29 protein-coding genes are annotated in these 19,499 nt (G+C 41.7%); 1 reads left to right on the top strand and 28 read right to left on the bottom strand.

The window, feature by feature from the left end; genetic code table 11:
- Window positions 1–42: 42 nt before the first annotated feature.
- The 27 genes from rpsD to rplC form a co-directional block, all read right to left on the bottom strand.
- Complete coding sequence (rpsD, locus tag EWU21_RS03480; protein WP_130895421.1) at window positions 43–648, bottom strand: 30S ribosomal protein S4; 606 nt, start codon at window positions 646–648, stop codon at window positions 43–45.
- A gap of 101 nt (window positions 649–749) precedes the next feature.
- Window positions 750–1,145, bottom strand: a complete 396-nt coding sequence (gene rpsK / locus EWU21_RS03485) for a 30S ribosomal protein S11 (RefSeq protein ID WP_130895422.1) — start codon at window positions 1,143–1,145, stop codon at window positions 750–752.
- Between the two features lie 40 nt (window positions 1,146–1,185).
- Window positions 1,186–1,563 (bottom strand): 30S ribosomal protein S13, encoded by a 378-nt coding sequence (rpsM, locus tag EWU21_RS03490; protein WP_130895423.1) that lies wholly within the window; start codon window positions 1,561–1,563, stop codon window positions 1,186–1,188.
- 46 nt (window positions 1,564–1,609) lie between these two features.
- Window positions 1,610–1,726: a type B 50S ribosomal protein L36 gene (gene ykgO, locus EWU21_RS03495; RefSeq protein WP_130895424.1), complete on the bottom strand. Its 117-nt coding sequence runs from the start codon at window positions 1,724–1,726 to the stop codon at window positions 1,610–1,612.
- 31 nt (window positions 1,727–1,757) lie between these two features.
- Window positions 1,758–1,976 (bottom strand): translation initiation factor IF-1, encoded by a 219-nt coding sequence (gene infA / locus EWU21_RS03500; protein ID WP_127803117.1) that lies wholly within the window; start codon window positions 1,974–1,976, stop codon window positions 1,758–1,760.
- Window positions 1,977–1,986: 10 nt separating this feature from the next.
- Window positions 1,987–2,793, bottom strand: a complete 807-nt coding sequence (gene map, locus EWU21_RS03505) for a type I methionyl aminopeptidase (RefSeq protein ID WP_130895425.1) — start codon at window positions 2,791–2,793, stop codon at window positions 1,987–1,989.
- Window position 2,794: 1 nt separating this feature from the next.
- Complete coding sequence (gene secY / locus EWU21_RS03510; RefSeq protein WP_130895426.1) at window positions 2,795–4,117, bottom strand: preprotein translocase subunit SecY; 1,323 nt, start codon at window positions 4,115–4,117, stop codon at window positions 2,795–2,797.
- A gap of 17 nt (window positions 4,118–4,134) precedes the next feature.
- The gene (rplO, locus tag EWU21_RS03515) at window positions 4,135–4,581 is read right to left on the bottom strand and encodes a 50S ribosomal protein L15 (RefSeq protein WP_130895427.1); all 447 of its coding nucleotides are present in this window, start codon (window positions 4,579–4,581) and stop codon (window positions 4,135–4,137) included.
- A 46-nt stretch (window positions 4,582–4,627) separates the two neighbouring features.
- Window positions 4,628–4,807, bottom strand: coding sequence for a 50S ribosomal protein L30 (rpmD, locus tag EWU21_RS03520; RefSeq protein WP_236633164.1), 180 nt, complete (start codon window positions 4,805–4,807; stop codon window positions 4,628–4,630).
- Window positions 4,808–4,841: 34 nt separating this feature from the next.
- Window positions 4,842–5,360, bottom strand: coding sequence for a 30S ribosomal protein S5 (rpsE, locus tag EWU21_RS03525; protein ID WP_130895429.1), 519 nt, complete (start codon window positions 5,358–5,360; stop codon window positions 4,842–4,844).
- A gap of 9 nt (window positions 5,361–5,369) precedes the next feature.
- On the bottom strand, window positions 5,370–5,717 hold the full coding sequence (gene rplR, locus EWU21_RS03530; protein WP_130895430.1) for a 50S ribosomal protein L18: 348 nt from the start codon (window positions 5,715–5,717) through the stop codon (window positions 5,370–5,372).
- Window positions 5,718–5,759: 42 nt separating this feature from the next.
- Window positions 5,760–6,317 (bottom strand): 50S ribosomal protein L6, encoded by a 558-nt coding sequence (gene rplF, locus EWU21_RS03535; protein ID WP_130895431.1) that lies wholly within the window; start codon window positions 6,315–6,317, stop codon window positions 5,760–5,762.
- Window positions 6,318–6,375: 58 nt separating this feature from the next.
- A complete protein-coding gene (gene rpsH, locus EWU21_RS03540; RefSeq protein ID WP_130895432.1) occupies window positions 6,376–6,771 on the bottom strand; it encodes a 30S ribosomal protein S8 in 396 nt (131 codons plus the stop codon).
- Window positions 6,772–6,847: 76 nt separating this feature from the next.
- Entirely contained in the window at window positions 6,848–7,117 is a 270-nt protein-coding gene (gene rpsN, locus EWU21_RS03545) for a 30S ribosomal protein S14 (protein ID WP_130895433.1), read from the bottom strand.
- A 43-nt stretch (window positions 7,118–7,160) separates the two neighbouring features.
- Entirely contained in the window at window positions 7,161–7,715 is a 555-nt protein-coding gene (gene rplE, locus EWU21_RS03550) for a 50S ribosomal protein L5 (RefSeq protein WP_130895434.1), read from the bottom strand.
- Window positions 7,716–7,758: 43 nt separating this feature from the next.
- Window positions 7,759–8,094: a 50S ribosomal protein L24 gene (rplX, locus tag EWU21_RS03555; protein ID WP_130895435.1), complete on the bottom strand. Its 336-nt coding sequence runs from the start codon at window positions 8,092–8,094 to the stop codon at window positions 7,759–7,761.
- Between the two features lie 41 nt (window positions 8,095–8,135).
- On the bottom strand, window positions 8,136–8,504 hold the full coding sequence (gene rplN / locus EWU21_RS03560; protein ID WP_130895436.1) for a 50S ribosomal protein L14: 369 nt from the start codon (window positions 8,502–8,504) through the stop codon (window positions 8,136–8,138).
- A gap of 45 nt (window positions 8,505–8,549) precedes the next feature.
- On the bottom strand, window positions 8,550–8,807 hold the full coding sequence (rpsQ, locus tag EWU21_RS03565; RefSeq protein ID WP_130895437.1) for a 30S ribosomal protein S17: 258 nt from the start codon (window positions 8,805–8,807) through the stop codon (window positions 8,550–8,552).
- Between the two features lie 67 nt (window positions 8,808–8,874).
- Window positions 8,875–9,066, bottom strand: coding sequence for a 50S ribosomal protein L29 (rpmC, locus tag EWU21_RS03570; RefSeq protein ID WP_130895438.1), 192 nt, complete (start codon window positions 9,064–9,066; stop codon window positions 8,875–8,877).
- A 41-nt stretch (window positions 9,067–9,107) separates the two neighbouring features.
- Window positions 9,108–9,527, bottom strand: coding sequence for a 50S ribosomal protein L16 (gene rplP, locus EWU21_RS03575; protein ID WP_130895439.1), 420 nt, complete (start codon window positions 9,525–9,527; stop codon window positions 9,108–9,110).
- A gap of 35 nt (window positions 9,528–9,562) precedes the next feature.
- Window positions 9,563–10,381, bottom strand: a complete 819-nt coding sequence (gene rpsC / locus EWU21_RS03580; protein ID WP_130895440.1) for a 30S ribosomal protein S3 — start codon at window positions 10,379–10,381, stop codon at window positions 9,563–9,565.
- Between the two features lie 23 nt (window positions 10,382–10,404).
- A complete protein-coding gene (rplV, locus tag EWU21_RS03585) occupies window positions 10,405–10,779 on the bottom strand; it encodes a 50S ribosomal protein L22 (protein ID WP_130895441.1) in 375 nt (124 codons plus the stop codon).
- Window positions 10,780–10,814: 35 nt separating this feature from the next.
- On the bottom strand, window positions 10,815–11,093 hold the full coding sequence (gene rpsS / locus EWU21_RS03590) for a 30S ribosomal protein S19 (protein WP_130895442.1): 279 nt from the start codon (window positions 11,091–11,093) through the stop codon (window positions 10,815–10,817).
- A 4-nt stretch (window positions 11,094–11,097) separates the two neighbouring features.
- On the bottom strand, window positions 11,098–11,925 hold the full coding sequence (rplB, locus tag EWU21_RS03595) for a 50S ribosomal protein L2 (RefSeq protein ID WP_130895443.1): 828 nt from the start codon (window positions 11,923–11,925) through the stop codon (window positions 11,098–11,100).
- Between the two features lie 45 nt (window positions 11,926–11,970).
- Window positions 11,971–12,258: a 50S ribosomal protein L23 gene (rplW, locus tag EWU21_RS03600; RefSeq protein ID WP_130895444.1), complete on the bottom strand. Its 288-nt coding sequence runs from the start codon at window positions 12,256–12,258 to the stop codon at window positions 11,971–11,973.
- Between the two features lie 36 nt (window positions 12,259–12,294).
- Window positions 12,295–12,924, bottom strand: coding sequence for a 50S ribosomal protein L4 (gene rplD, locus EWU21_RS03605; RefSeq protein ID WP_130895445.1), 630 nt, complete (start codon window positions 12,922–12,924; stop codon window positions 12,295–12,297).
- 37 nt (window positions 12,925–12,961) lie between these two features.
- Entirely contained in the window at window positions 12,962–13,579 is a 618-nt protein-coding gene (gene rplC / locus EWU21_RS03610; RefSeq protein ID WP_130895446.1) for a 50S ribosomal protein L3, read from the bottom strand.
- Window positions 13,580–14,844: 1,265 nt separating this feature from the next.
- Here rplC and EWU21_RS03615 point away from each other — a divergent pair.
- A complete protein-coding gene (locus EWU21_RS03615) occupies window positions 14,845–17,520 on the top strand; it encodes a bifunctional YncE family protein/alkaline phosphatase family protein (protein ID WP_130895447.1) in 2,676 nt (891 codons plus the stop codon).
- Here the strand turns inward: EWU21_RS03615 and EWU21_RS03620 are convergent, their stop codons facing one another.
- Window positions 17,521–19,497 (bottom strand): TonB-dependent receptor plug domain-containing protein, encoded by a 1,977-nt coding sequence (locus EWU21_RS03620; RefSeq protein WP_130895448.1) that lies wholly within the window; start codon window positions 19,495–19,497, stop codon window positions 17,521–17,523.
- Between the last annotated feature and the right edge of the window lie 2 nt (window positions 19,498–19,499).

Here is a 19,499-nt window from a genome sequence, read left to right on the forward strand (position 1 = left end):
TTATTGGTACTCTTAATAAACTCTAGCAATCTCGTTAGGAGATTACTTAGAGTATAATTCGACAATTGCTTGTTCGTTGAAGTTTTCAGGAATCTGATCTCTTTCTGGCATAGCAACAAATTTACCAACCAATTCAACACCATCCCACTCTAACCAGTTGAAGTTCTTAGGAGAACGAGCTGCTAACGAGTTAGATACTACTTCTAGAGATTTTGATTTGGCACGAACACCTACTAATTGACCTGGACGTAAAGAGTAAGATGGCACATTTACTACTTCGCCGTCTACAATGATGTGTTTGTGAATAACTAATTGACGCGCTGCACGACGAGTAGGAGCAATTCCTAAACGGTATACGACGTTATCTAAACGTGCTTCACACAATTTGATCAAGTTTTCACCTGTGATCCCTGCCTTTACAGCAGCTTTGTGGAACAAGTTTTCGAATTGGCGCTCTAAAATACCATACGTGTATTTCATTTTTTGCTTTTCCTTCAATTGCACTGCGTATTCAGAAACCTTTGAACGTTTTCCTTTACCGTGCATTCCTGGAGCATAGTTTTTACGAGCTAATGCTTTGCTCGGACCTAGAATTGCTTCACCGAAACGACGTGCAATCTTGGATTTGGGACCTGTATATCTAGCCATTTTTCTTAAAAGTCATTGGACCTCTTATGCCCAATGAAGTAATTAAATTGTGAATAAAAAGCGGGGGAAAATAATTACTAATTACCCCTGCATAAAAATTATTAAACGCGACGACGCTTAGGAGGACGACATCCATTGTGAGGCATTGGTGTAATATCTTTGATGATAGAAACCTCAATACCTGAGTTTTGGATAGTACGGATAGCAGACTCACGTCCAGCTCCTGGTCCTTTTACGAAAACCTCCGCTTTCTTCATTCCTGCTTCAACAGCTACCGCTGCGCAGTTAGATGCTGCCATCTGTGCTGCGTAAGGAGTGTTTTTCTTAGACCCACGGAAACCCATCTTTCCTGCTGAAGCCCAAGAGATCACTTGACCTGCTGAGTTAGTAATGGAGATAATAATGTTGTTAAAGGAAGCTTTGATGTGTACTTGTCCGTTTTGTTCCACGACAACTACTCTCTTCTTCGCTTTATCTTTTCTTTTTGCTTGTGCCATAATTTGAAATGAAATACGAAGAGGTGTTACCCTCTAGTTATTATTTAGTTACTTTTTTCTTGTTAGCAACTGTTTTTCTACGACCCTTACGAGTACGTGAGTTGTTCTTAGTGCGTTGACCACGTAATGGAAGACCTTTACGGTGACGTAATCCACGGTAGCAACCGATGTCCATCAAACGTTTGATGTTCAATTGAACCTCAGATTTCAACTGACCTTCCGTTTTGAATTCAGCAGCGATGATCGCACGGATAGCGCTAGCCTCCGTATCGTTCCACTCACCAGCTTTCTTGTCAAACGAAACCGCAGCTTTCGTTAAAATTTTTTGAGCAGTGCTACGACCAATACCGAAAATATAAGTCAACGCAATTTCTCCTCTTTTTTTGTCGGGAATATCAACCCCTGCAATACGAGCCATATAGGTAATTAATTGTTGTTATTAATCAATTTAAAATTCTGTCGAATTATCCTTGTCTTTGTTTGAACTTAGGATTCTTCTTGTTGATTACGTAAAGCTTTCCGTGACGACGGATTACTTTGCAATCTGCACTACGTTTCTTGATAGATGCTTTAACTTTCATATTAACTGTATTTATATAATCAAACCTTAAATTACTTGTATCTGTAAACAATTCTAGCCTTACTTAAATCATAAGGAGACATCTCTAACTTCACCTTATCTCCAGGTAAAATTTTGATGTAGTGCATCCGCATCTTGCCCGAAATATGTGCAATGACTTGGTGCGTATTTTCCAATTCTACCCGAAACATCGCGTTCGAAAGAGCTTCCAAAATAATTCCGTCTACTTCTATCGAGGACTGTTTGGCCATAATTATTAATTTATATATTCAACAATACTGTTGATGTTTTAATTACTTCTTCAATGGGTGCAAAGGTCGTTAAAATAATGGGACCTTCTTTCCCTACTGCAATCGTGTGTTCAAAGTGAGCACTCGGCTTGCGATCTTGTGTTCGGATAGTCCAACCATCCTTGTCTACTGCGATTTGACGCTTTCCTAAGTTAATCATCGGTTCGATCGCAATGACCATTCCTTCTTTCAACTTAGCTCCTTCCCCGCGACGTCCATAATTAGGAACCTCAGGGCTTTCGTGAAGCTTCTTACCTACTCCATGACCTACTAGCTCTCTCACTACTCCGTAACCAAAAGATTCCGTGTAAGATTGAACGGCGAAACCAATGTCGCCTACTCGTTTGCCTGGTGCAGCTTGATTCAAACCTAAATACAAGGACTCTTTCGTCCGTTGTAGCAATTGAACTACGTCCTCAGCGACATTCCCTATAGCATAGGTATAAGCACTATCGGCATGGTAGCCATTTTTATAAACTCCTCCATCTATCGAAATAATGTCTCCCTCTTTCAGGATCAATTCTCCCGGTAAACCGTGAACTACCACATCATTCACCGAAATACACAAAGAATAGGCATATTTCTGGCTTCCTACTTGGTAGTTCAAAAAGGATGGATGCGCTGCATTATCCTTAATGAATTCGTAAGCGATTTTATCTAAGGCCAAAGTACTCACTCCCGGCACTATCGCCTTCGCTACTTCCGCATGACACTTCCCCAGGATTTCCCCATTCTGTTGAATGATGGCTAACTCAGCGGGTGTCTTTAAATAAATCATCTTAACGATTAATCAATTCAGAGCGACCTTTCACTCGACCTGATTGCATTAAACCTTCGTACTTACGCATCAACAAATAACTTTCAATTTGTTGCAATGTATCTAATACTACACCTACTAGGATTAAAAGTGATGTACCTCCAAAGAAGGAAGCAAAACCTCTCGTCACGCCAAACAAGTTAGCTACTGCCGGAAGAACCGCGATTAACGATAACATCACAGCACCTGGTAAAGTAATACGATCTAAAATTGTTGCAATAAAACCAGCCGTTTCTTCACCCGGCTTCACACCTGGAACGAAACCTCCACCACGCTTCATATCATCAGAGATTTGAGTCGGGTTAATCGAGATCGCTGTGTAGAAGAACGTGAACACAATGATTAAGAATGCAAATAATACGTTGTACTGCCATGTCGTGAAATCACCGAAAGCAGAGGCAACCGAAGAAGCAAATTCTGACTTTTCAGCAAATGACTGAGCGACTAATCCTGGGATAAACATTAAAGCTTGTGCGAAAATGATTGGCATTACACCTGAAGCGTTTAACTTCAAAGGAATGTATTGACGCTCACCACCTACTGCAGTTGCTTTGCTACCCACTACTTGCTTCGCATATTGAACTGGAATACGGCGAACTGCTTGAGTTACCATAATCGCTCCCATCACAACGAAGAACAAGGCAATAATTTCAATGATGAACATTAAAGCACCTGACATTCCACGTGAACCTGCTTCTTGTAAAATAGACGCTGGGAAACGAGAAACAATACCAATCATGATCAACATCGAGATACCGTTACCAATACCTTTATCTGTAATCTTCTCTCCTAACCACATACACAACATAGTACCACCGATTAAGATAGCCACGCCATATAAACGGAAGAACCAAGGATCCACCATAATCGCTTCAGTTGGGATCGTTACTTGTAAATAAGTGAACGCTTGAGCAGCTGTTACGAAAATCGTTAAGATACGCGTGATTTGGTTTAACTTCTTACGACCTGACTCACCGTCTTTCTGCATTTTTTGGAAATACGGAAGGGCAATGGTCAATAACTGAATCGCAATCGAAGCAGAGATGTAAGGCATGATACCTAAAGCAAATACCGAAGCATTACTTAAAGCACCGCCTGAAAAGATATTTAATAAACCGAAAAGACCACCCTCTCCTGCTTGAGTTAACTTAGTCGCATCTACACCTGGCAAAGCAACATAAGAACCTAAACGGAAGAATGCAATGAAAAGAAGCGTATTTATGATACGGCTTCTTAACTCCTCGATTGAGAAAATATGCTTGAAAGTTGTTATTAACTTGTTCATTCGATTAGAATAGAGGATTAACCAACAATTGCTTTACCGCCAGCTGCTTCAATCGCAGTTTTAGCAGCACCTGAGAAACCTTTCACGGTAACTTCCAAAGCAGAGGTTACAGATCCACGAGATAAGATTTTCACTAAGTCAGACTTAGATACTAAACCATTCGTATAAAGTGTCTCAAACGTGATCACCTTAGTTCCAATTGAGTCAGCTAATGCTTGCAAAGTATCTAAGTTGATTGCTTTGTATTCCACACGGTTGTGGTTTTTAAAACCAAACTTAGGAACACGACGTTGTAATGGCATCTGACCACCTTCAAAACCTCTCTTACGAGAATAACCTGAACGTGATTGAGCACCTTTGTGACCACGAGCAGAAGTTCCACCTAAACCAGAACCTTGACCACGACCTACTCTTTTTCTAACTTTTACCGAACCTTCTGCCGGCTTCAATGATGATAATTTCATTCTATTGGGGGCTTAGCGCTGCTGTTGCCAGCAACTCGCATGTTAATTAAATATTTTCAACGACAATTAAGTGGTTTACGGCACGAATCATACCTGCAATCGCTGGATTCAATTCTACCTCAACACTCTTACGGATTTTACCTAATCCTAAAGCTGTGATCGTACGTTTTTGTACTTCAGGGCGCTTAATTGCACTTTTAACTTGAGTAATTTTAACTTTAGACATTGTATGTTCTATTAGAGAGGCTTGCGCGCTCTGATTATCCATTAAATACTTTAGCAACTGAAATTCCACGTTGGAAAGCTACTGAGTGTGGAGCTCTCATCTTCACTAATGCATCGATGGTTGCCTTCACTACGTTGTGTGGGTTAGATGAACCTTTAGACTTAGCTAAGACATCATGAACACCTACTGATTCTAACACAGCACGCATCGCACCACCGGCGATCAATCCTGTACCTGGAGCAGCTGGCTTAATTAAAACGAAACCACCTGAGAATTTACCTAATTGCTCGTGAGGAACCGTGTTCTTCAACAAAGGAATTTGGAATAAGTTTTTCTTAGCGTCTTCGATACCTTTTGTGATAGCGTCAGTTACCTCGTTTGCTTTTCCTAAACCGTATCCTACGATACCAGCACCGTCACCTACGACAACGATTGCTGAGAAACTAAAACGACGACCACCCTTCACTACTTTTGCAACACGGTTGATGGCTACTACTTTCTCCTTCAACTCACCTTCGTTAACCTTTATTGGTTTTGCTTGTAAATGCGACATATCTATTTCTTAAAATTGTAAGCCACCCTCGCGAGCACCTTCAGCTAATGATTTAATTCTTCCGTGATACAAATAACCGTTACGGTCAAAAACTACCTTCTCGATTCCAGCTGCTTTCGCTTTTGCAGCGATCGCTAAACCTACTGTCTTAGCAGCTTCTATGTTGTTGTTCACTTTGTCTTTTGTATAAGATGTAGCTGAGAATAAAGTCTTACCAGCTAAATCATCTACTAATTGTGCATACAATGCAGAATTAGAACGATATACAGTTAAACGCGGACGCTCCGCTGTTCCTGCGATCTTAGCACGAATCGCACGTTTAATGCGGGTTCTGCGTAAATTTTTGGTTGTTGCCATTTGTTAACTTGTTTGTGTGGATTTCCGGCCCACGCTTATAATTTATTTTTTACCGCCCGCTTTACCAGCTTTGCGACGTACTTGCTCTCCTTGGAAACGAACACCTTTACCTTTGTAAGGTTCAACTGGACGTAACGACTTGATCTTCGCAGCTACTTGACCAATTAATTGCTTATCGATCGAATTCAATGTAACCATTGGATTCTTACCTTTCTCCATTGCTGTCACAATAGATACTTCTGTAGGAATCGCCATGAAAATCGCGTGAGAGTAACCCAAGCTTAATTCTAAAATATTTCCTTGATTTGCGGCCTTGTAACCAACCCCGATGATTTCCAACACTTTTTGGTAACCTTCACTCACACCCACGACCATATTATTGATCAATGAACGATATAAACCGTGCATCGCTTTGTGACGTTTTTGTTCTGTAGGACGTGCCACAGTTAAAACACCCTCTTCGATAGTAATGATCATATCTTGATCAACTTGTTGCGACAAAGTTCCTTTAGGACCTTTTACTGTCACTAAATTACCAGCACTTACGTCTACAGTTACTCCTGCAGGGATGGTGATAATTTTCTTTCCAATTCTTGACATTAGACTTTAATTATAGCTTAAATTTCGAGATCGCTCCCCTTTCAGCGTGAAACAATTATTAATATACGTAACAAAGTACTTCTCCACCTACGTGTAAAGTACGAGCCTCTTTATCTGTGATTACTCCCTTAGAAGTAGACAAGATAGCGATACCTAATCCGTTTAATACGCGTGGTAACTCTTCAGCACCATTGTATTTACGAAGACCTGGCTTAGAGATACGAGTCAAGTTAACGATAGCAGGTTGCTTCGTAACTGAGTTGTATTTCAACGCAATTTTGATGGTTCCCTGTACGGATGAATCATCGAATTTATAGTTTGAAATGTATCCTTTATCAAAAAGTACTTTCGTAATTTCCTTTTTAATGTTGGAAGCAGGAATTTCAACTACCCTATGGCGTGCCTTCAAGGCATTTCTCAATCGGGTTAAATAATCTGCTATTGGATCTGTCATTGTTTTTAAATTTGCCGCAGGTCTTTTAAAATGGGCCTGCAAAATTACAAAAATGAATTTAATTAATCAAATAATATTACCAGCTTGATTTAGTTACACCTGGAATCAAACCATTGGATGCCATTTCACGGAACGTAACACGGCTAATACCGAACTTACGCATGTATCCACGAGGACGTCCTGTTAATTTACAACGGTTGTGTAAACGTACAGGAGATGCATTTTTTGGAAGTTTATCCAATCCAACGTAATCTCCAGCTGCTTTTAAAGCTGCGCGCTTCACTGCATATTTTGCAACTGCTGCTTCGCGTTTTCTTTCTCTTGCTTTTACTGACTCTTTAGCCATTTTGTAAAAATTTAAAGGTTTTTATGAAAGCCTAAAGGGCTATTTATTTTTTTTGATTTGCAAAAGGCATTCCAACCGCTGCTAATAAAGCATAAGCTTCTTCATCTGTTCCAGCAGTCGTCACAAACGTGATGTCCATACCAGAGATCTTGCTTACTTTATCGATTGAAATCTCAGGGAAGATGATTTGCTCTTTCACCCCTAAGGTATAGTTTCCACGACCATCAAATCCTTTTTCAGAGATTCCTTTAAAGTCACGAACACGTGCTAAAGAAACTGTTGTTAAACGATCTAAGAATTCGTACATCTTATCTCCACGTAACGTTACTTTCACACCGATAGGCATATCTTCACGTAACTTAAAGTTCGAAATAGCTTTCTTTGAGATCGTAGCTACCGCCTTTTGACCAGCGATTTGTGTGATTTCTTCGATTGCGATATCGATTAATTTTTTGTCCGACACTGCGGCTCCTACACCCTTGTTGATTACGATTTTAGTAATCTTAGGCACTTGCATGATAGACTTGTACTGAAACTTTTCTTTTAAGCTTGGTACAACCTCCTTAACAAAACGTTCTTTTAATCTAGGTACTGCCATTGTAGTATATTTTGTGGATTTCCGACCCACGGTTAAGTTCTAATTATGCGATAAATTTACCAGTCGCTTTAGAATAGCGTTGTAATTTACCTTTCTCGTTCAATTTACGACCTGTACGTACAGGCTTTCCATTTTCTACTACCATTAAGTTAGAGATGTGGATTGAACCTTCACGCTTTTCGATTCCTCCTTGAGGATTAGCTGCAGATGGCTTAACGTGCTTCGTTTGCAAGTTAGCTCCTTCTACGATTGCACGAGATTTTTCAACAATCACTTGTGTGATAACTCCTGTCTTGCCTTTCGCGTTACCTGCGATCACTTGAACAGTATCTCCTTTTTTAACGTGCAATTTTGCTGGTTTACTTGTATTTTTTTCCATTGTATGATTATTAAATTGGGTACACCCAATATCTCATCTAATTATAAAACTTCAGGGGCTAGGGAAACAATTTTCATGAATCCTGCATCACGCAATTCACGCGCAACTGGCCCGAAAATACGAGTTCCTTTCGGCTCATCATTTGCGTTTAATAAAACGGCTGCGTTATCTTCGAAACGAATGTAAGAACCATCTTTACGACGAATTTCTTTCTTCACACGAACAACTACTGCTCTTGAAACGGTTCCTTTCTTCATACTAGAAGAAGAAAGAGCAGACTTCACAGAAACGACAATCTTATCTCCAATAGAAGCGTATCTTTTGCCAGTACCGCCTAATACGCGAATGACTAAAACTTCTTTTGCTCCAGAATTATCCGCTACACCCAATCTTGATTCTTGCTGTAACATTATATTTGATCTTTAAATTTTAAATTTTGAATAACAATCTTAGAATTATTTCGCTTTTGCGATTACTTCTAATAATCTCCAACACTTGTTTTTAGAAAGAGGACGTGTCTCCATTACTTTCACTGTGTCACCGATTCCGCACTCGTTGTTCTCATCGTGTGCCATCAATTTTGTTGTCTTTTGTACGAACTTTCCGTACAATGGGTGCTTAACCTTACGGTCAACGGTGATGGTGATAGACTTATCCATCTTGTTACTCACCACTTTCCCAATTCTTACTTTTCTCAGGTTTCTTTCTTCCATGGTTGTTGGATTACTTGTTAAACAATTGGCCGATAGCGTAGTTGAATCAGCCTATTAAAATTAATACTTATGCTTTTGTTGCCGCGCTTAGAGCAGTTTCTAATTTCGCGATCAATTTGCGGTTTTGACGAATACGCATCGGATTTTCAATCGGTGAAATAGCGTGAGCTAATTTCAAACGAGAGATATTCTCTTGCTCAGCAGCGATCTGCTTCTTTAATTCTTCAACTCCTAATTTTTGTATTTCTGCGTTTTTCATAACAATGTTATTTGGATGTATTAAACTGTGGGTTTAATATCCTATTCTGAATAATCTCTACGAACAACAAACTTCGTACGCATTGGCAACTTCTGTGCTGCTAAACGTAAAGCCTCTTGAGCAACCGCCAAAGGTACACCTGACGATTCAAACAAGATAGTTCCTGGGCGAACATTAGCTACCCAATACTCAGGAGCACCTTTACCCTTACCCATACGAACCTCTGCAGGCTTCTTAGTGATAGGTTTGTCAGGGAAAACACGGATCCAAACTTGTCCTTCACGTTTCATAGCACGGGTTACCGAGATACGAGCTGCTTCAATTTGACGAGCGGTGATACGACCTGGCTCTAAAGATTTAATAGCGAATGATCCAAAATCAATCTCGTGGCCACGGGTTGCAACACCTCTAACGCGACCTTTTTGTTGCTTACGAAATTTCGTTCTTTTTGGTTGTAACATCTTCTTATAAGTCTAATATCTAATTCAAATATATTTTATCGCTTTCCACCACGGCCACGGTTCGCACCGCCAGCACCTGGTTTGTTACGGTCTCCACCTTGATCTGCTCCTTCTGGACGACGGCCACGACCACGGTCATCACCACGTCCACGAGGTCCACGATCACCACCGCGAGAATCCGCTGCAGTTGATTGTAATCCCATGTTTGCATTAGGAGATAAATCTGGCTTACCGAAAACTTCTCCACGGAACACCCATACCTTGATACCGATCTTTCCGTAAACAGTTAAAGCTTCAGAGATAGCGTAATCTACGTCAGCACGAAGTGTGTGAAGAGGAATACGTCCTTCTTTGTATCCTTCAGAACGTGCCATTTCAGCACCACCTAAACGACCTGATAATTTTAATTTAATTCCTTGTGCTCCTACACGCATTGCTGACGCGATTGCTTGCTTCATCGCACGACGGAAAGAAATACGAGCTTGTAATTGTTGAGCGATAGCTTCACCGATTAATTTCGCATCGATTTCTGGACGCTTAATCTCAAAGATGTTGATTTGAACATCCTTACCAGTGATTTTCTTTAACTCTTCTTTTACTTTATCTACCTCAGCACCTTGCTTACCGATAACCACACCAGCACGAGCTGTGTTGATTGTCAAAGTGATGCGCTTTAAGGTACGCTCAATAATAACTTTTGAGATAGATCCTTTTGGAATACGAGCGGCTACGTACTTTCTGATTTTCTCGTCTTCGACAAGCTTATCAGCGAAAGTTTTACCTCCGTACCAATTAGAATCCCAACCTCTCACGATACCTAATCTTAATCCAATAGGGTTAATTTTTTGTCCCATTTCTTGTTTTATCTAATAGTCTATTATTCTGCTGAACTGGTTACTAAAGCGGGAGCCTCAGAAGAAGCCACTACAATAGTGATGTGATTTGAACGCTTCAAGATGCGGTGACCTCTTCCTTGCGGAGCAGGGCGTAAACGCTTAATCGAAGCACCTCCATCTACGAAGATCGTCTTGATAAACAAGTCAGCTTCCTCAATTTTAGCATCGACATGCTTGTTTTGCCAGTTAGAAACCGCAGAGAGTAATAATTTCTCTATCGATTTAGCACCAACTTTGGGCTCAAATTTTAAGATACCCAACGCTTTGGATACTTTCTGTCCACGTACCATGTCTGCGACAATACGCATTTTCTGCGGCGACGTAGGAACATTTCTTAATTTAGCAATTGCTTCCATTTTCAATATTGATTAAGACCCGAGAGTCTATCTAATTACCTTTTACCTTTGTCTTTTTTCGCCACGTGACCACGGAAGTTACGTGTGGGAGAGAACTCACCTAATTTGTGACCAACCATATTCTCTGTTGCAAATACAGGGATAAATTTATTCCCGTTGTGAACTGCGAATGTGTGACCTACGAAATCTGGAGAGATCATTGAACGTCTAGACCATGTTTTAATCACGGATTTCTTTCCGGATTCGTTCATAGCCTGAACCTTGTTGTCAAGGCGGTAATCAATGTAAGGACCTTTTTTTAGTGAACGTGCCATCTAACTATTTTTTTCTTCTACTGATGATAAGACGATTTGTGTTTTTCTTTGGATTACGAGTTTTCTTACCCTTAGCCAATAAACCGTTACGAGAACGTGGGTGACCTCCTGAAGAGCGACCCTCACCACCACCCATTGGGTGATCGACTGGGTTCATTACAACACCACGAACACGTGGACGACGACCTAACCAACGGTGACGTCCTGCTTTACCTAAGTTCACGTTCATGTGATCCGAGTTAGATACTGTACCGATTGTCGCAAGACAACGAGCAAGTACCATACGCATCTCACCTGAAGGCAATTTCAAGGTTGCATATTTTCCATCACGTGCTAACAATTGAGCGTACGTTCCAGCAGAACGAGCCATTTCAGCTCCTTTACCAGGTTGTAATTCGATTGCGTGCACTAATGTACCTAATGGGATGTTTGCCAAAGGCAATGTATTTCCCACCTCTGGAGCTACTTTCTCTCCTGAGATAACTGTTTGGCCTACCTGGATACCAGCTGGTGCCAAGATATATGATTTTTGACCGTCTGTATACTCAATAAGAGCGATACGAGAAGTACGGTTTGGATCGTATTCTACTGTTAATACCGTTGCAGGAACGTCCATTTTAGCACGAGTGAAATCAATCACACGGTAACGACGCTTGTGACCACCACCGATATAACGCATCGAGCGACGACCATCTGCATTTCTACCACCCGTTCTTTTGATCGGCTCTAGTAAAGGCTTGTACGGTTTGTCCGTAGTAATCTCCTCGAACGTCGGCGCGATGCGGTGACGTTGTCCTGGAGTTGTTGGTTTAATTTTTTTAATTGCTGCCATTTAATTAGTTCAATTTATCGGGATGAACCCCCTTAGTTTTTTTAATTAGATTCCTTGGTAGAAGTCAATTACTTCACCTGGAGCTACTGTTACAATTGCTTTCTTGATCGTAGAAGTACGTCCAGAAGTGACTTTCGTACGTGTAGACTTGGATTTTACTTTTCCAATCTGACGCATTGTTTTCACATCTTGAACATCAACACCGTACATCTTCTTCACCTCTTTGGCAATCTCAATCTTATTTGCTGTCAACTCAACAACAAACGTGTATTGGCCTTTCTCTTGCATGGCTTGCGACTTTTCAGTCAAGGCCGGACGTTTAATAATGCCCATTTTTATTTTCGTTTATAACAGAAAAACTTCTGTCAATTAGTTACTGAATGATGACTCAATTTTTTCAATCGCTGCAGTCGTGATTAACAACTTACCTGCGTTCACTAAATCGTATGTGTTCACATCTCCTGCGGTTGTTACCTTAGTCTTAGGAACGTTACGACCAGATAATACAACATTCTTGTCTACTTCTGGAGTGATCAATAATGTCTTAGTGTTATCTAATTGAAGCGCCTTTAACATCGCTAAATACGCTTTCGTTTGTGGTGTTGCGAAAGAAACTGAATCCAAGATCGCGATATCTCCACTTTGAGCCTTAGCAGCTAAAGCTGATTGGCGTGCCAATGCTTTCACTTTCTTGTTCAACTTGAAGTGGTAATCACGTGGGCGTGGTCCGAAGATACGTCCACCACCTTTCATCAAAGGAGATTTCATTGAACCTGCACGCGCACCACCCGTACCTTTTTGTTTCTTAATCTTGCGAGTCGAGCGAGAAACTTCTGCACGCTCTTTCGCTTTGTGTGTTCCTTGACGTTGGTTAGCTAAATATTGCTTCACATCTAAGTAAACCACATGCTCGTTAGGAACGATACCAAAGATTTCGTCAGAAAGAGTAATTTTCTTTCCGGTATCTTTTCCTGCTATGTTATATACTGATAATTCCATGTTTCAGAATGTCTATTGTTTAGGCTAGGCCCAATTTTTAATTTTCAATGATTACGTATGAGTTCTTAGCTCCAGGTACTGATCCAGAAACTACTAATAAGTTTTTCTCTGGATAGATTCTCAAAACTTGTAAGTTTTGAACCTTTACACGATTACCACCTGTACGACCCGCCATGCGTAAGCCTTTAAATACACGAGATGGGAATGAACACGCACCAATTGAACCCGGGTGACGACCGCGGTTATGCTGACCGTGAGTTTGACCACCCACACCGGCAAATCCGTGACGCTTAACAACACCCTGGAAACCTTTACCTTTAGAAGTACCCACTACGTCAACGTAAGTGTCTAGCTCTAACATCTCAACAGTTAAAACATCCCCTAATGCAAGAGGTTGCTCAAACGTGCGAAATTCTACCAATTTCTTCTTGGGAGTTGTATTTGCTTTTTTGAAGTGACCCAACAAAGATTTTGTTGTGTGCTTTTCTTTTTTCTCACCGTAGCCGATTTGAACAGCGTTATAGCCTTCTTTCTCTACAGTTTTCACTTGTGTAACCACACAAGGACCGGCTTCAATTAGCGTACATGGAACAGCTTTACCGTCTTCCATGTATAGGCTAGTCATTCCGACTTTTTTACCAATAATTCCTGACATAATATGTTAATATTTAAAATATAAATATGCTTACAAGGCTATCGTGGCTTGTTGTAAGACTTTTATTCAAAATCATCGTTCAACTGAACGTGATATAGGAATCTAAACAATAAAAAAAAGCAGAATTGGTATAAGGCGACAAGATGAGTCCACTGTGGATAACAGTGAAAAAACACCTTGTGTAGCTTAATATTTAATTAATGGGCTGGGCATTCAGCGGTCATCAATCAATACCAGTTCTAACACAAAAATCAAGCTTTCCTCGATTTAAGACCTGTTTGACATGCATTTTATGTGTTTTAAATAAATTCGGGAAGTTCTGCCAACCTCTCTCTGAATAAAAAACTGCGTTTGTCGAACGGGAGTGCAAAGGTAGGAAAAAAAATAATACAAACAAGGGGGTGGGTAAAAATATTTTGAGAATCAGGAGATTAGTCGCTAGTCACTAGTCGGGAGTCGACAGTGAAAATGGGGAATGGATAGGGAAAGAGCATAAAGAATAAAGCACAAAGCATAAAGGAGATAGTAGATTAGAGAGTATAGAGTAGAGATAGCGTTTACAGCATTTCATGAGACCCTAAAAACGCTTAGCGTTTTTAGCCAACTTTATTCTTTATGCTTTGTGCTCTATGCTTTAAATCAACTAGAATAAAGATGGTAAATGGTGAATGGTGAATGGTGAATAGTAGATTATAAAATCCTCCGGACTTCGGACTCATTCCCTTCGGACTCCTTTAGAGTATAGAGTATAGAGTAGAGATAGCGTTTACAGCATTTCATGAGACCCTAAAAACGCTTAGCGTTTTTAACCAACTTTATTCTTTATGCTTTGTGCTCTATGCTTTAAATCAACTAGAATAAAGATGGTAAATGGTGAATGGTGAATGGTGAATAGTAGATTATAAAATCCTCCGGACTTCGGACTCATTCCCTTCGGACTCCTTTAGAGTATAGATTATAGAGTAGAGAGTATAGATGGTAAATAGTGAATGGTAAATGATCCTCGGACTCATTCCCTCCGGACCAAGCCGCAAAGCGGCGACTAAATCGCGCAGCGATGACTAAGCCGCAAAGCGGCGACTAAATCGCGCAGCGATGACTAAATCGCGCAGCGATGACCAAGCCGCAAAGCGATGACCAAACGACGCAGTCGTGACCAAGCCGCAAAGCGGCGACCAAACGACGCAGTCGTGACTAAATTTGACACTCCCATAACATACTTCCCCCCTGGCTTATCTACTTTAGCAGAAACATTTCCTATACTTATGAGAAAATACGGACTTCTACTTAGTTTATTATTCACCATCACTTCAGCTCAGGCGCAGCAGATTCTGGAAGTGCCAGGCATAAACGAATTTGCGAAGATTGATACCAATGGACATTCAGTGCTTCCAAGCGGACGTTATGTGACGCCGGCGGGAAAAACGATTCGTATTACGGATGATCCGTTTGGGTTATCGATTAGTCCAGACAAGAAATGGGCGGTTACGATTCACAATGCGGCGTTTACGCGGGTGGATTTGATTAATCATACGTCGAAGCGTTTCCCGGATTTTGGAACATCTGATAAAGTTTCTCCATACGGAAAGAGTTCCTTTCTAGGTATTGTGTTTGCCTCAGATAGCCAAAGCTTTTACCTCAGCGGCGGGGATGCCGGAAATGTGCATCAAGTGGATATTTTAACGGGTAAGGTGATTAGAACCATTTCACTAGATGGGAAAATAGGCGAAAAGACCTTTAAAGATAGTTTTGCATCGGATATGGCGCTCATTTCCGAAAAAAACGAATTACTGGTGTTAGACCAGGCGAATTACCGAATTGTCCGCATTGATTTAGGTACGGGAGGATTGAAATCGAGTACGGCGACGGGACGCTTGCCTTTTGGCATTACCTTAAGTCCAGATCATCAGTTTGCTTTCGTGGCGAATGTGGGCATGTATGCGTATCCGATTGTGGAGGGAACGACGCCGGAAAATATTCAATCGCAGTATATTCCATACCATCCGTATGGAAATGATACGAAAGAATCGCGGGAAGGGACCGTGATAAATGGTAAGAAAATTCCAGGCCTGGGCGATCCGAGAGCAGATGAGGCGATGAGTGTCTTTCAAATTAATCTTCAGACGAACCAAACGGAGAAAATATACAAACCTGGTTTTCAATTAGGTGAGATGGTAGAAGAAATGGAAGTTGTGGGTGGTTCTAGTCCAAATTCCATCGCGGTGGGTTCCCAATTTATTTATGTGAGTAATGCGACGAACGATAACATCGCGGTAATCGATTATAAATCCAAAAAAATCAAGACACACATTCCTATTCAGTTTTCTACTTTGTTAGATAAGCGCAGAGGGTATTTGCCGTTCGGTTTGACCTTAAGTAAAGATGAGAAAACCTTGTATGTGACGTTATTAGGATTAAATGCAGTTGCGGTGATCGATGTAAAATCGGCCATCACAAAAGGATTCATTCCTACGGGTTGGGGACCTACACGTGTGAAATTATCAGCGGACGAAAAGATGCTATATGTGACTTCATGTCGTGGGTATGGTGCAGGGCCTAATGGCGGTGCTGGATACAAGGCGCCTAAACAAGGAACCTACATAGGCGATGTACAATTAGGCACGTTCCAAGCGATTCCGATGCCTTCGGCGACAGGTTTAGCGGCTTTAACCACACAAGTTAAAAACAACACCTTTGTCGTAAAGGACGGATCGAAAAGAGGCAATGCCACCTTCTCGATCGCGAAACCGGGTCAATCTCCCATCAAGCACATCGTTTACATTACGAAAGAGAACAGAACGTATGATGAGTTTTTTGGCCAGTTTAAAGGGGCGAATGGGGATTCGACGATTGCGCGTTTTGGACTTAATCGAACGGTTTATGAAAAAGGCAAAACCTTTAAAAATGTGGACGTTTCCCCTAATCACCACCAAATCGCCAAGGCATTCTCGATGAGTGATAACTTCTACTGTGATTCAGATGCGTCCATTCATGGCCACCACTGGATGATGGGGGTGATTCCGAACGAATGGGTGGAGACGAATTCGAGTGTTTCTAAATCCGCTAACTACTTCTCTGAAGCGCCAGGACGTCGTTTCCCAGGTTCAACGGGCAGTATGGATCCGGAGGATTATGCAGAGATTGGCGGGATTTGGGAGGCTTTAGAGCGCAAGAATATCCCGTTCTATAATTTTGGAGAAGCGAATGAGACTGGGCACGTGCGTGAATCATGGTCAGATACGCTAACGGGGGCCGGTCACATCGTGATGGTGCCCATGCAAAAAGCTTTGTTTAAAAATACAAGTCATAATTATGCGGGTTTTAACACCAGCATTCCAGATCAATTCAGAGCAGAACAATTCGAAACAGAGTTCACCGAGAAGTGGCTGAGCGGCAAAGAAAAAATGCCCGCTTTGGTGACTATTCAGCTGCCGAATGACCACGGTGGGGATTTGGATTCTACAGCTGGATTCCCGTACCGCTCCTCTTTTATGGCCGATAATGATTTAGCGCTAGGCCGCATGTTACAATTCTTATCGCATACGCCGTATTGGAAAAATATGCTGGTGATTGTTACGGAAGATGATCCGCAGGGAGGTGTCGATCACATCGATGCACACCGCAGTATTTTGATGATGGCCGGACCGTATGTGAAAAGGGATTATGTGTCGCATCGCCACGCGAATTTTGGGTCGATTCTACGCGTGATTTATACGCTTTTAGGTATTCCTGCGGTAAACCATTACGATCAAACGGCGAGCATATTAGATGATTTCTTTACAGAAACACCTAATTTCAAGCCCTATGAATTTAGCTTCCCGGATAAACGGATCTTCGATGCGGACAAGACGATGATTCGCTACAATCGCACGATTGATTGGCGTAAAATCAAGAAGACCGTAGAGATGGATAATGAGGAGGACCAAAGAAAAAACCATTAATTACCACTGGTATCCGATTTGCAAATGGAAACTTCTTCCCATGCCATCGATTCCAGAACCATGCATTCGATAAGGAACATCTCCTAGATTCACACCCTGCATTCCTAGTTGAATGTGGGGTGTCATTTTATAATTGGCTTGCAGCTGTAGAATTCCCCAGCCAGCTGTTCCGTCCGGATTCATCCGGTTATCGGATTTGTCACCGGCGCTCAAGCGATCTTGGCGATCCGCAAAATTCCAAAGTAAGGCAATGTTTCCTTTGGCTAGGTGGTAGTTCAGTGAAACATTTCCATTCAAAGGGGGAATGCGGCGCATGGGTTCGTTTTGTGTTTGGTTTTGGCCCAAAACATAAGAAATCGAATTCCCTATCCTAAAGTGTTCGCCTAAAGTCAGCGTTTGCGACCACTCAAAACCATACAAATAAGCCTGATCCACATTTTCCTTTCGATATACGGGATAACCCTGTAAGATTTCTGCCGTTTTAACACGAGTAATTAAATTAGTTAAAGAAGTATGGAATGCCGTCCATTCTGCCCTGTAACGGCGACTTTGAACACGAAATCCAACGTTTTTCGTCAACGAATATTCCGGCTTTAACTGGTAAGCTGGCTGCTCATAACGAAAGTCAACGATGCCCAAACTGCCCAAATCATCTAAATTTGGCGCCCGAAAACCGGATGAAACCGAGCCAAAAACAGTCACCTGCGGACTTATCGCGAAAGAAATACCGCCGTCATACACCAGCGCTCCTAGCGAAATAGTGGCATTCCCCACCGTCGTATCTGGTAAAAACGCAGACGTATGTTGGTAACGCAATCCAGCGTGCACTTGCCAGGCGCGGTAGGCGAATTCATGCAAACTAAAGGCAGAAAGCGAAGTGTATTGCGATTTATCCGGATACAAGGCACGTAACGCAGACGTTTTTGTAGCTATATCTTCACGACTACTTCTTACCCCATCTGCATAATATTCAAGGCCAGTCATGCTGTGAAGGCCAGGGATGAACTCGCTTTTGATTTGGCCTATAATTCCAATAGTACGTACTTGATCCTCCTCTTTACGCAAAGTCACACTCCCTTTTTTCTGAAGAGCTCTCTGCTCGAGACTCTCTTGGAAAGAGGCTGTGAGCTCCGCAGACTGCATCCAAGATTGATCACCCAAATACAACAGCCGTGAAAAAGCCCGGCGATAAGACTGCAAGGTCATCTCATGTAAGGCGAAATTTTCCAATTGAATTTTATGGTATACTGGAACATGATCCTGTGTATTTTGCTGGACTAAGTTTTCTAGCGTCCAATGGTTACCTAATTTTGCGCGGTATTGTAGCTGCACATTTTGTTCCTCATAGCCAGTAGGGCGCTGAAAAGAGCCGCCTCCGCCTCGGGTAATATCGCCAAAGGTTTTCTTCCCCGCTACAATGGAAAAGGACTTACGCTCGGATTGAAAATTAACTTGAGCTAAACCACTCAATTCCATTCCTTGGCTGATTCCTCGTCCCAGGATTTGGCCTGACCAATCCTTTTTCCCAAAGGAGGGCTTTTTAGAGATCAAATGCACGGCTCCGCTCAAGGCATCAGATCCATATTGTACCGAACCCGAACCGCGAACCACCTCGATTTGGTCCAACGAAAAGGGATCAATCGTATTTAAATATTGATTAGGTCCGTAGCGAAAAGTGGAATTATTGAAGCGAATCCCATCTAATACTAAGAGCGTTTGATTTCCTGTGAGACCGCGGACAAAAGCAGAGCCTCCGCCCTGGTTCGTACGTTGCAAAAAGACACCCGGCGCACTCGAAAGTAGTTCAGGGGTATTCATTAAAGTGTTGCTTTTTACTTTCGCGGCATATACCGGAATGGCTAAACGCTGCGTCGCCACGGGTTGCCTGCTAGCGCTGACCACCACATTTACTAAAGTGTCCGAAAGGTTAGAAAACGCCAATCGGACACCAATTACTGTTACAAGAAATAAATTCATTA

Source organism: Aquirufa antheringensis (assembly GCF_004307425.1).
Classification (GTDB): domain Bacteria; phylum Bacteroidota; class Bacteroidia; order Cytophagales; family Spirosomataceae; genus Aquirufa; species Aquirufa antheringensis.

Bases quoted from the DNA above. Each gene is read 5' to 3' on its own strand.
- rpsD (WP_130895421.1), bottom strand. From the start codon at position 648: ATGGCTAGATATACAGGTCCCAAATCCAAGATTGCACGTCGTTTCGGT.
- rpsK (WP_130895422.1), bottom strand. From the start codon at position 1,145: ATGGCACAAGCAAAAAGAAAAGATAAAGCGAAGAAGAGAGTAGTTGTC.
- rpsM (WP_130895423.1), bottom strand. From the start codon at position 1,563: ATGGCTCGTATTGCAGGGGTTGATATTCCCGACAAAAAAAGAGGAGAA.
- ykgO (WP_130895424.1), bottom strand. From the start codon at position 1,726: ATGAAAGTTAAAGCATCTATCAAGAAACGTAGTGCAGATTGCAAAGTA.
- infA (WP_127803117.1), bottom strand. From the start codon at position 1,976: ATGGCCAAACAGTCCTCGATAGAAGTAGACGGAATTATTTTGGAAGCT.
- map (WP_130895425.1), bottom strand. From the start codon at position 2,793: ATGATTTATTTAAAGACACCCGCTGAGTTAGCCATCATTCAACAGAAT.
- secY (WP_130895426.1), bottom strand. From the start codon at position 4,117: ATGAACAAGTTAATAACAACTTTCAAGCATATTTTCTCAATCGAGGAG.
- rplO (WP_130895427.1), bottom strand. From the start codon at position 4,581: ATGAAATTATCATCATTGAAGCCGGCAGAAGGTTCGGTAAAAGTTAGA.
- rpmD (WP_236633164.1), bottom strand. From the start codon at position 4,807: ATGTCTAAAGTTAAAATTACTCAAGTTAAAAGTGCAATTAAGCGCCCT.
- rpsE (WP_130895429.1), bottom strand. From the start codon at position 5,360: ATGTCGCATTTACAAGCAAAACCAATAAAGGTTAACGAAGGTGAGTTG.
- rplR (WP_130895430.1), bottom strand. From the start codon at position 5,717: ATGGCAACAACCAAAAATTTACGCAGAACCCGCATTAAACGTGCGATT.
- rplF (WP_130895431.1), bottom strand. From the start codon at position 6,317: ATGTCAAGAATTGGAAAGAAAATTATCACCATCCCTGCAGGAGTAACT.
- rpsH (WP_130895432.1), bottom strand. From the start codon at position 6,771: ATGACAGATCCAATAGCAGATTATTTAACCCGATTGAGAAATGCCTTG.
- rpsN (WP_130895433.1), bottom strand. From the start codon at position 7,117: ATGGCTAAAGAGTCAGTAAAAGCAAGAGAAAGAAAACGCGAAGCAGCA.
- rplE (WP_130895434.1), bottom strand. From the start codon at position 7,715: ATGGCAGTACCTAGATTAAAAGAACGTTTTGTTAAGGAGGTTGTACCA.
- rplX (WP_130895435.1), bottom strand. From the start codon at position 8,094: ATGGAAAAAAATACAAGTAAACCAGCAAAATTGCACGTTAAAAAAGGA.
- rplN (WP_130895436.1), bottom strand. From the start codon at position 8,504: ATGTTACAGCAAGAATCAAGATTGGGTGTAGCGGATAATTCTGGAGCA.
- rpsQ (WP_130895437.1), bottom strand. From the start codon at position 8,807: ATGGAAGAAAGAAACCTGAGAAAAGTAAGAATTGGGAAAGTGGTGAGT.
- rpmC (WP_130895438.1), bottom strand. From the start codon at position 9,066: ATGAAAAACGCAGAAATACAAAAATTAGGAGTTGAAGAATTAAAGAAG.
- rplP (WP_130895439.1), bottom strand. From the start codon at position 9,527: ATGTTACAACCAAAAAGAACGAAATTTCGTAAGCAACAAAAAGGTCGC.
- rpsC (WP_130895440.1), bottom strand. From the start codon at position 10,381: ATGGGACAAAAAATTAACCCTATTGGATTAAGATTAGGTATCGTGAGA.
- rplV (WP_130895441.1), bottom strand. From the start codon at position 10,779: ATGGAAGCAATTGCTAAATTAAGAAATGTTCCTACGTCGCCGCAGAAA.
- rpsS (WP_130895442.1), bottom strand. From the start codon at position 11,093: ATGGCACGTTCACTAAAAAAAGGTCCTTACATTGATTACCGCCTTGAC.
- rplB (WP_130895443.1), bottom strand. From the start codon at position 11,925: ATGGCAGCAATTAAAAAAATTAAACCAACAACTCCAGGACAACGTCAC.
- rplW (WP_130895444.1), bottom strand. From the start codon at position 12,258: ATGGGCATTATTAAACGTCCGGCCTTGACTGAAAAGTCGCAAGCCATG.
- rplD (WP_130895445.1), bottom strand. From the start codon at position 12,924: ATGGAATTATCAGTATATAACATAGCAGGAAAAGATACCGGAAAGAAA.
- rplC (WP_130895446.1), bottom strand. From the start codon at position 13,579: ATGTCAGGAATTATTGGTAAAAAAGTCGGAATGACTAGCCTATACATG.
- EWU21_RS03615 (WP_130895447.1), top strand. From the start codon at position 14,845: ATGAGAAAATACGGACTTCTACTTAGTTTATTATTCACCATCACTTCA.
- EWU21_RS03620 (WP_130895448.1), bottom strand. From the start codon at position 19,497: ATGAATTTATTTCTTGTAACAGTAATTGGTGTCCGATTGGCGTTTTCT.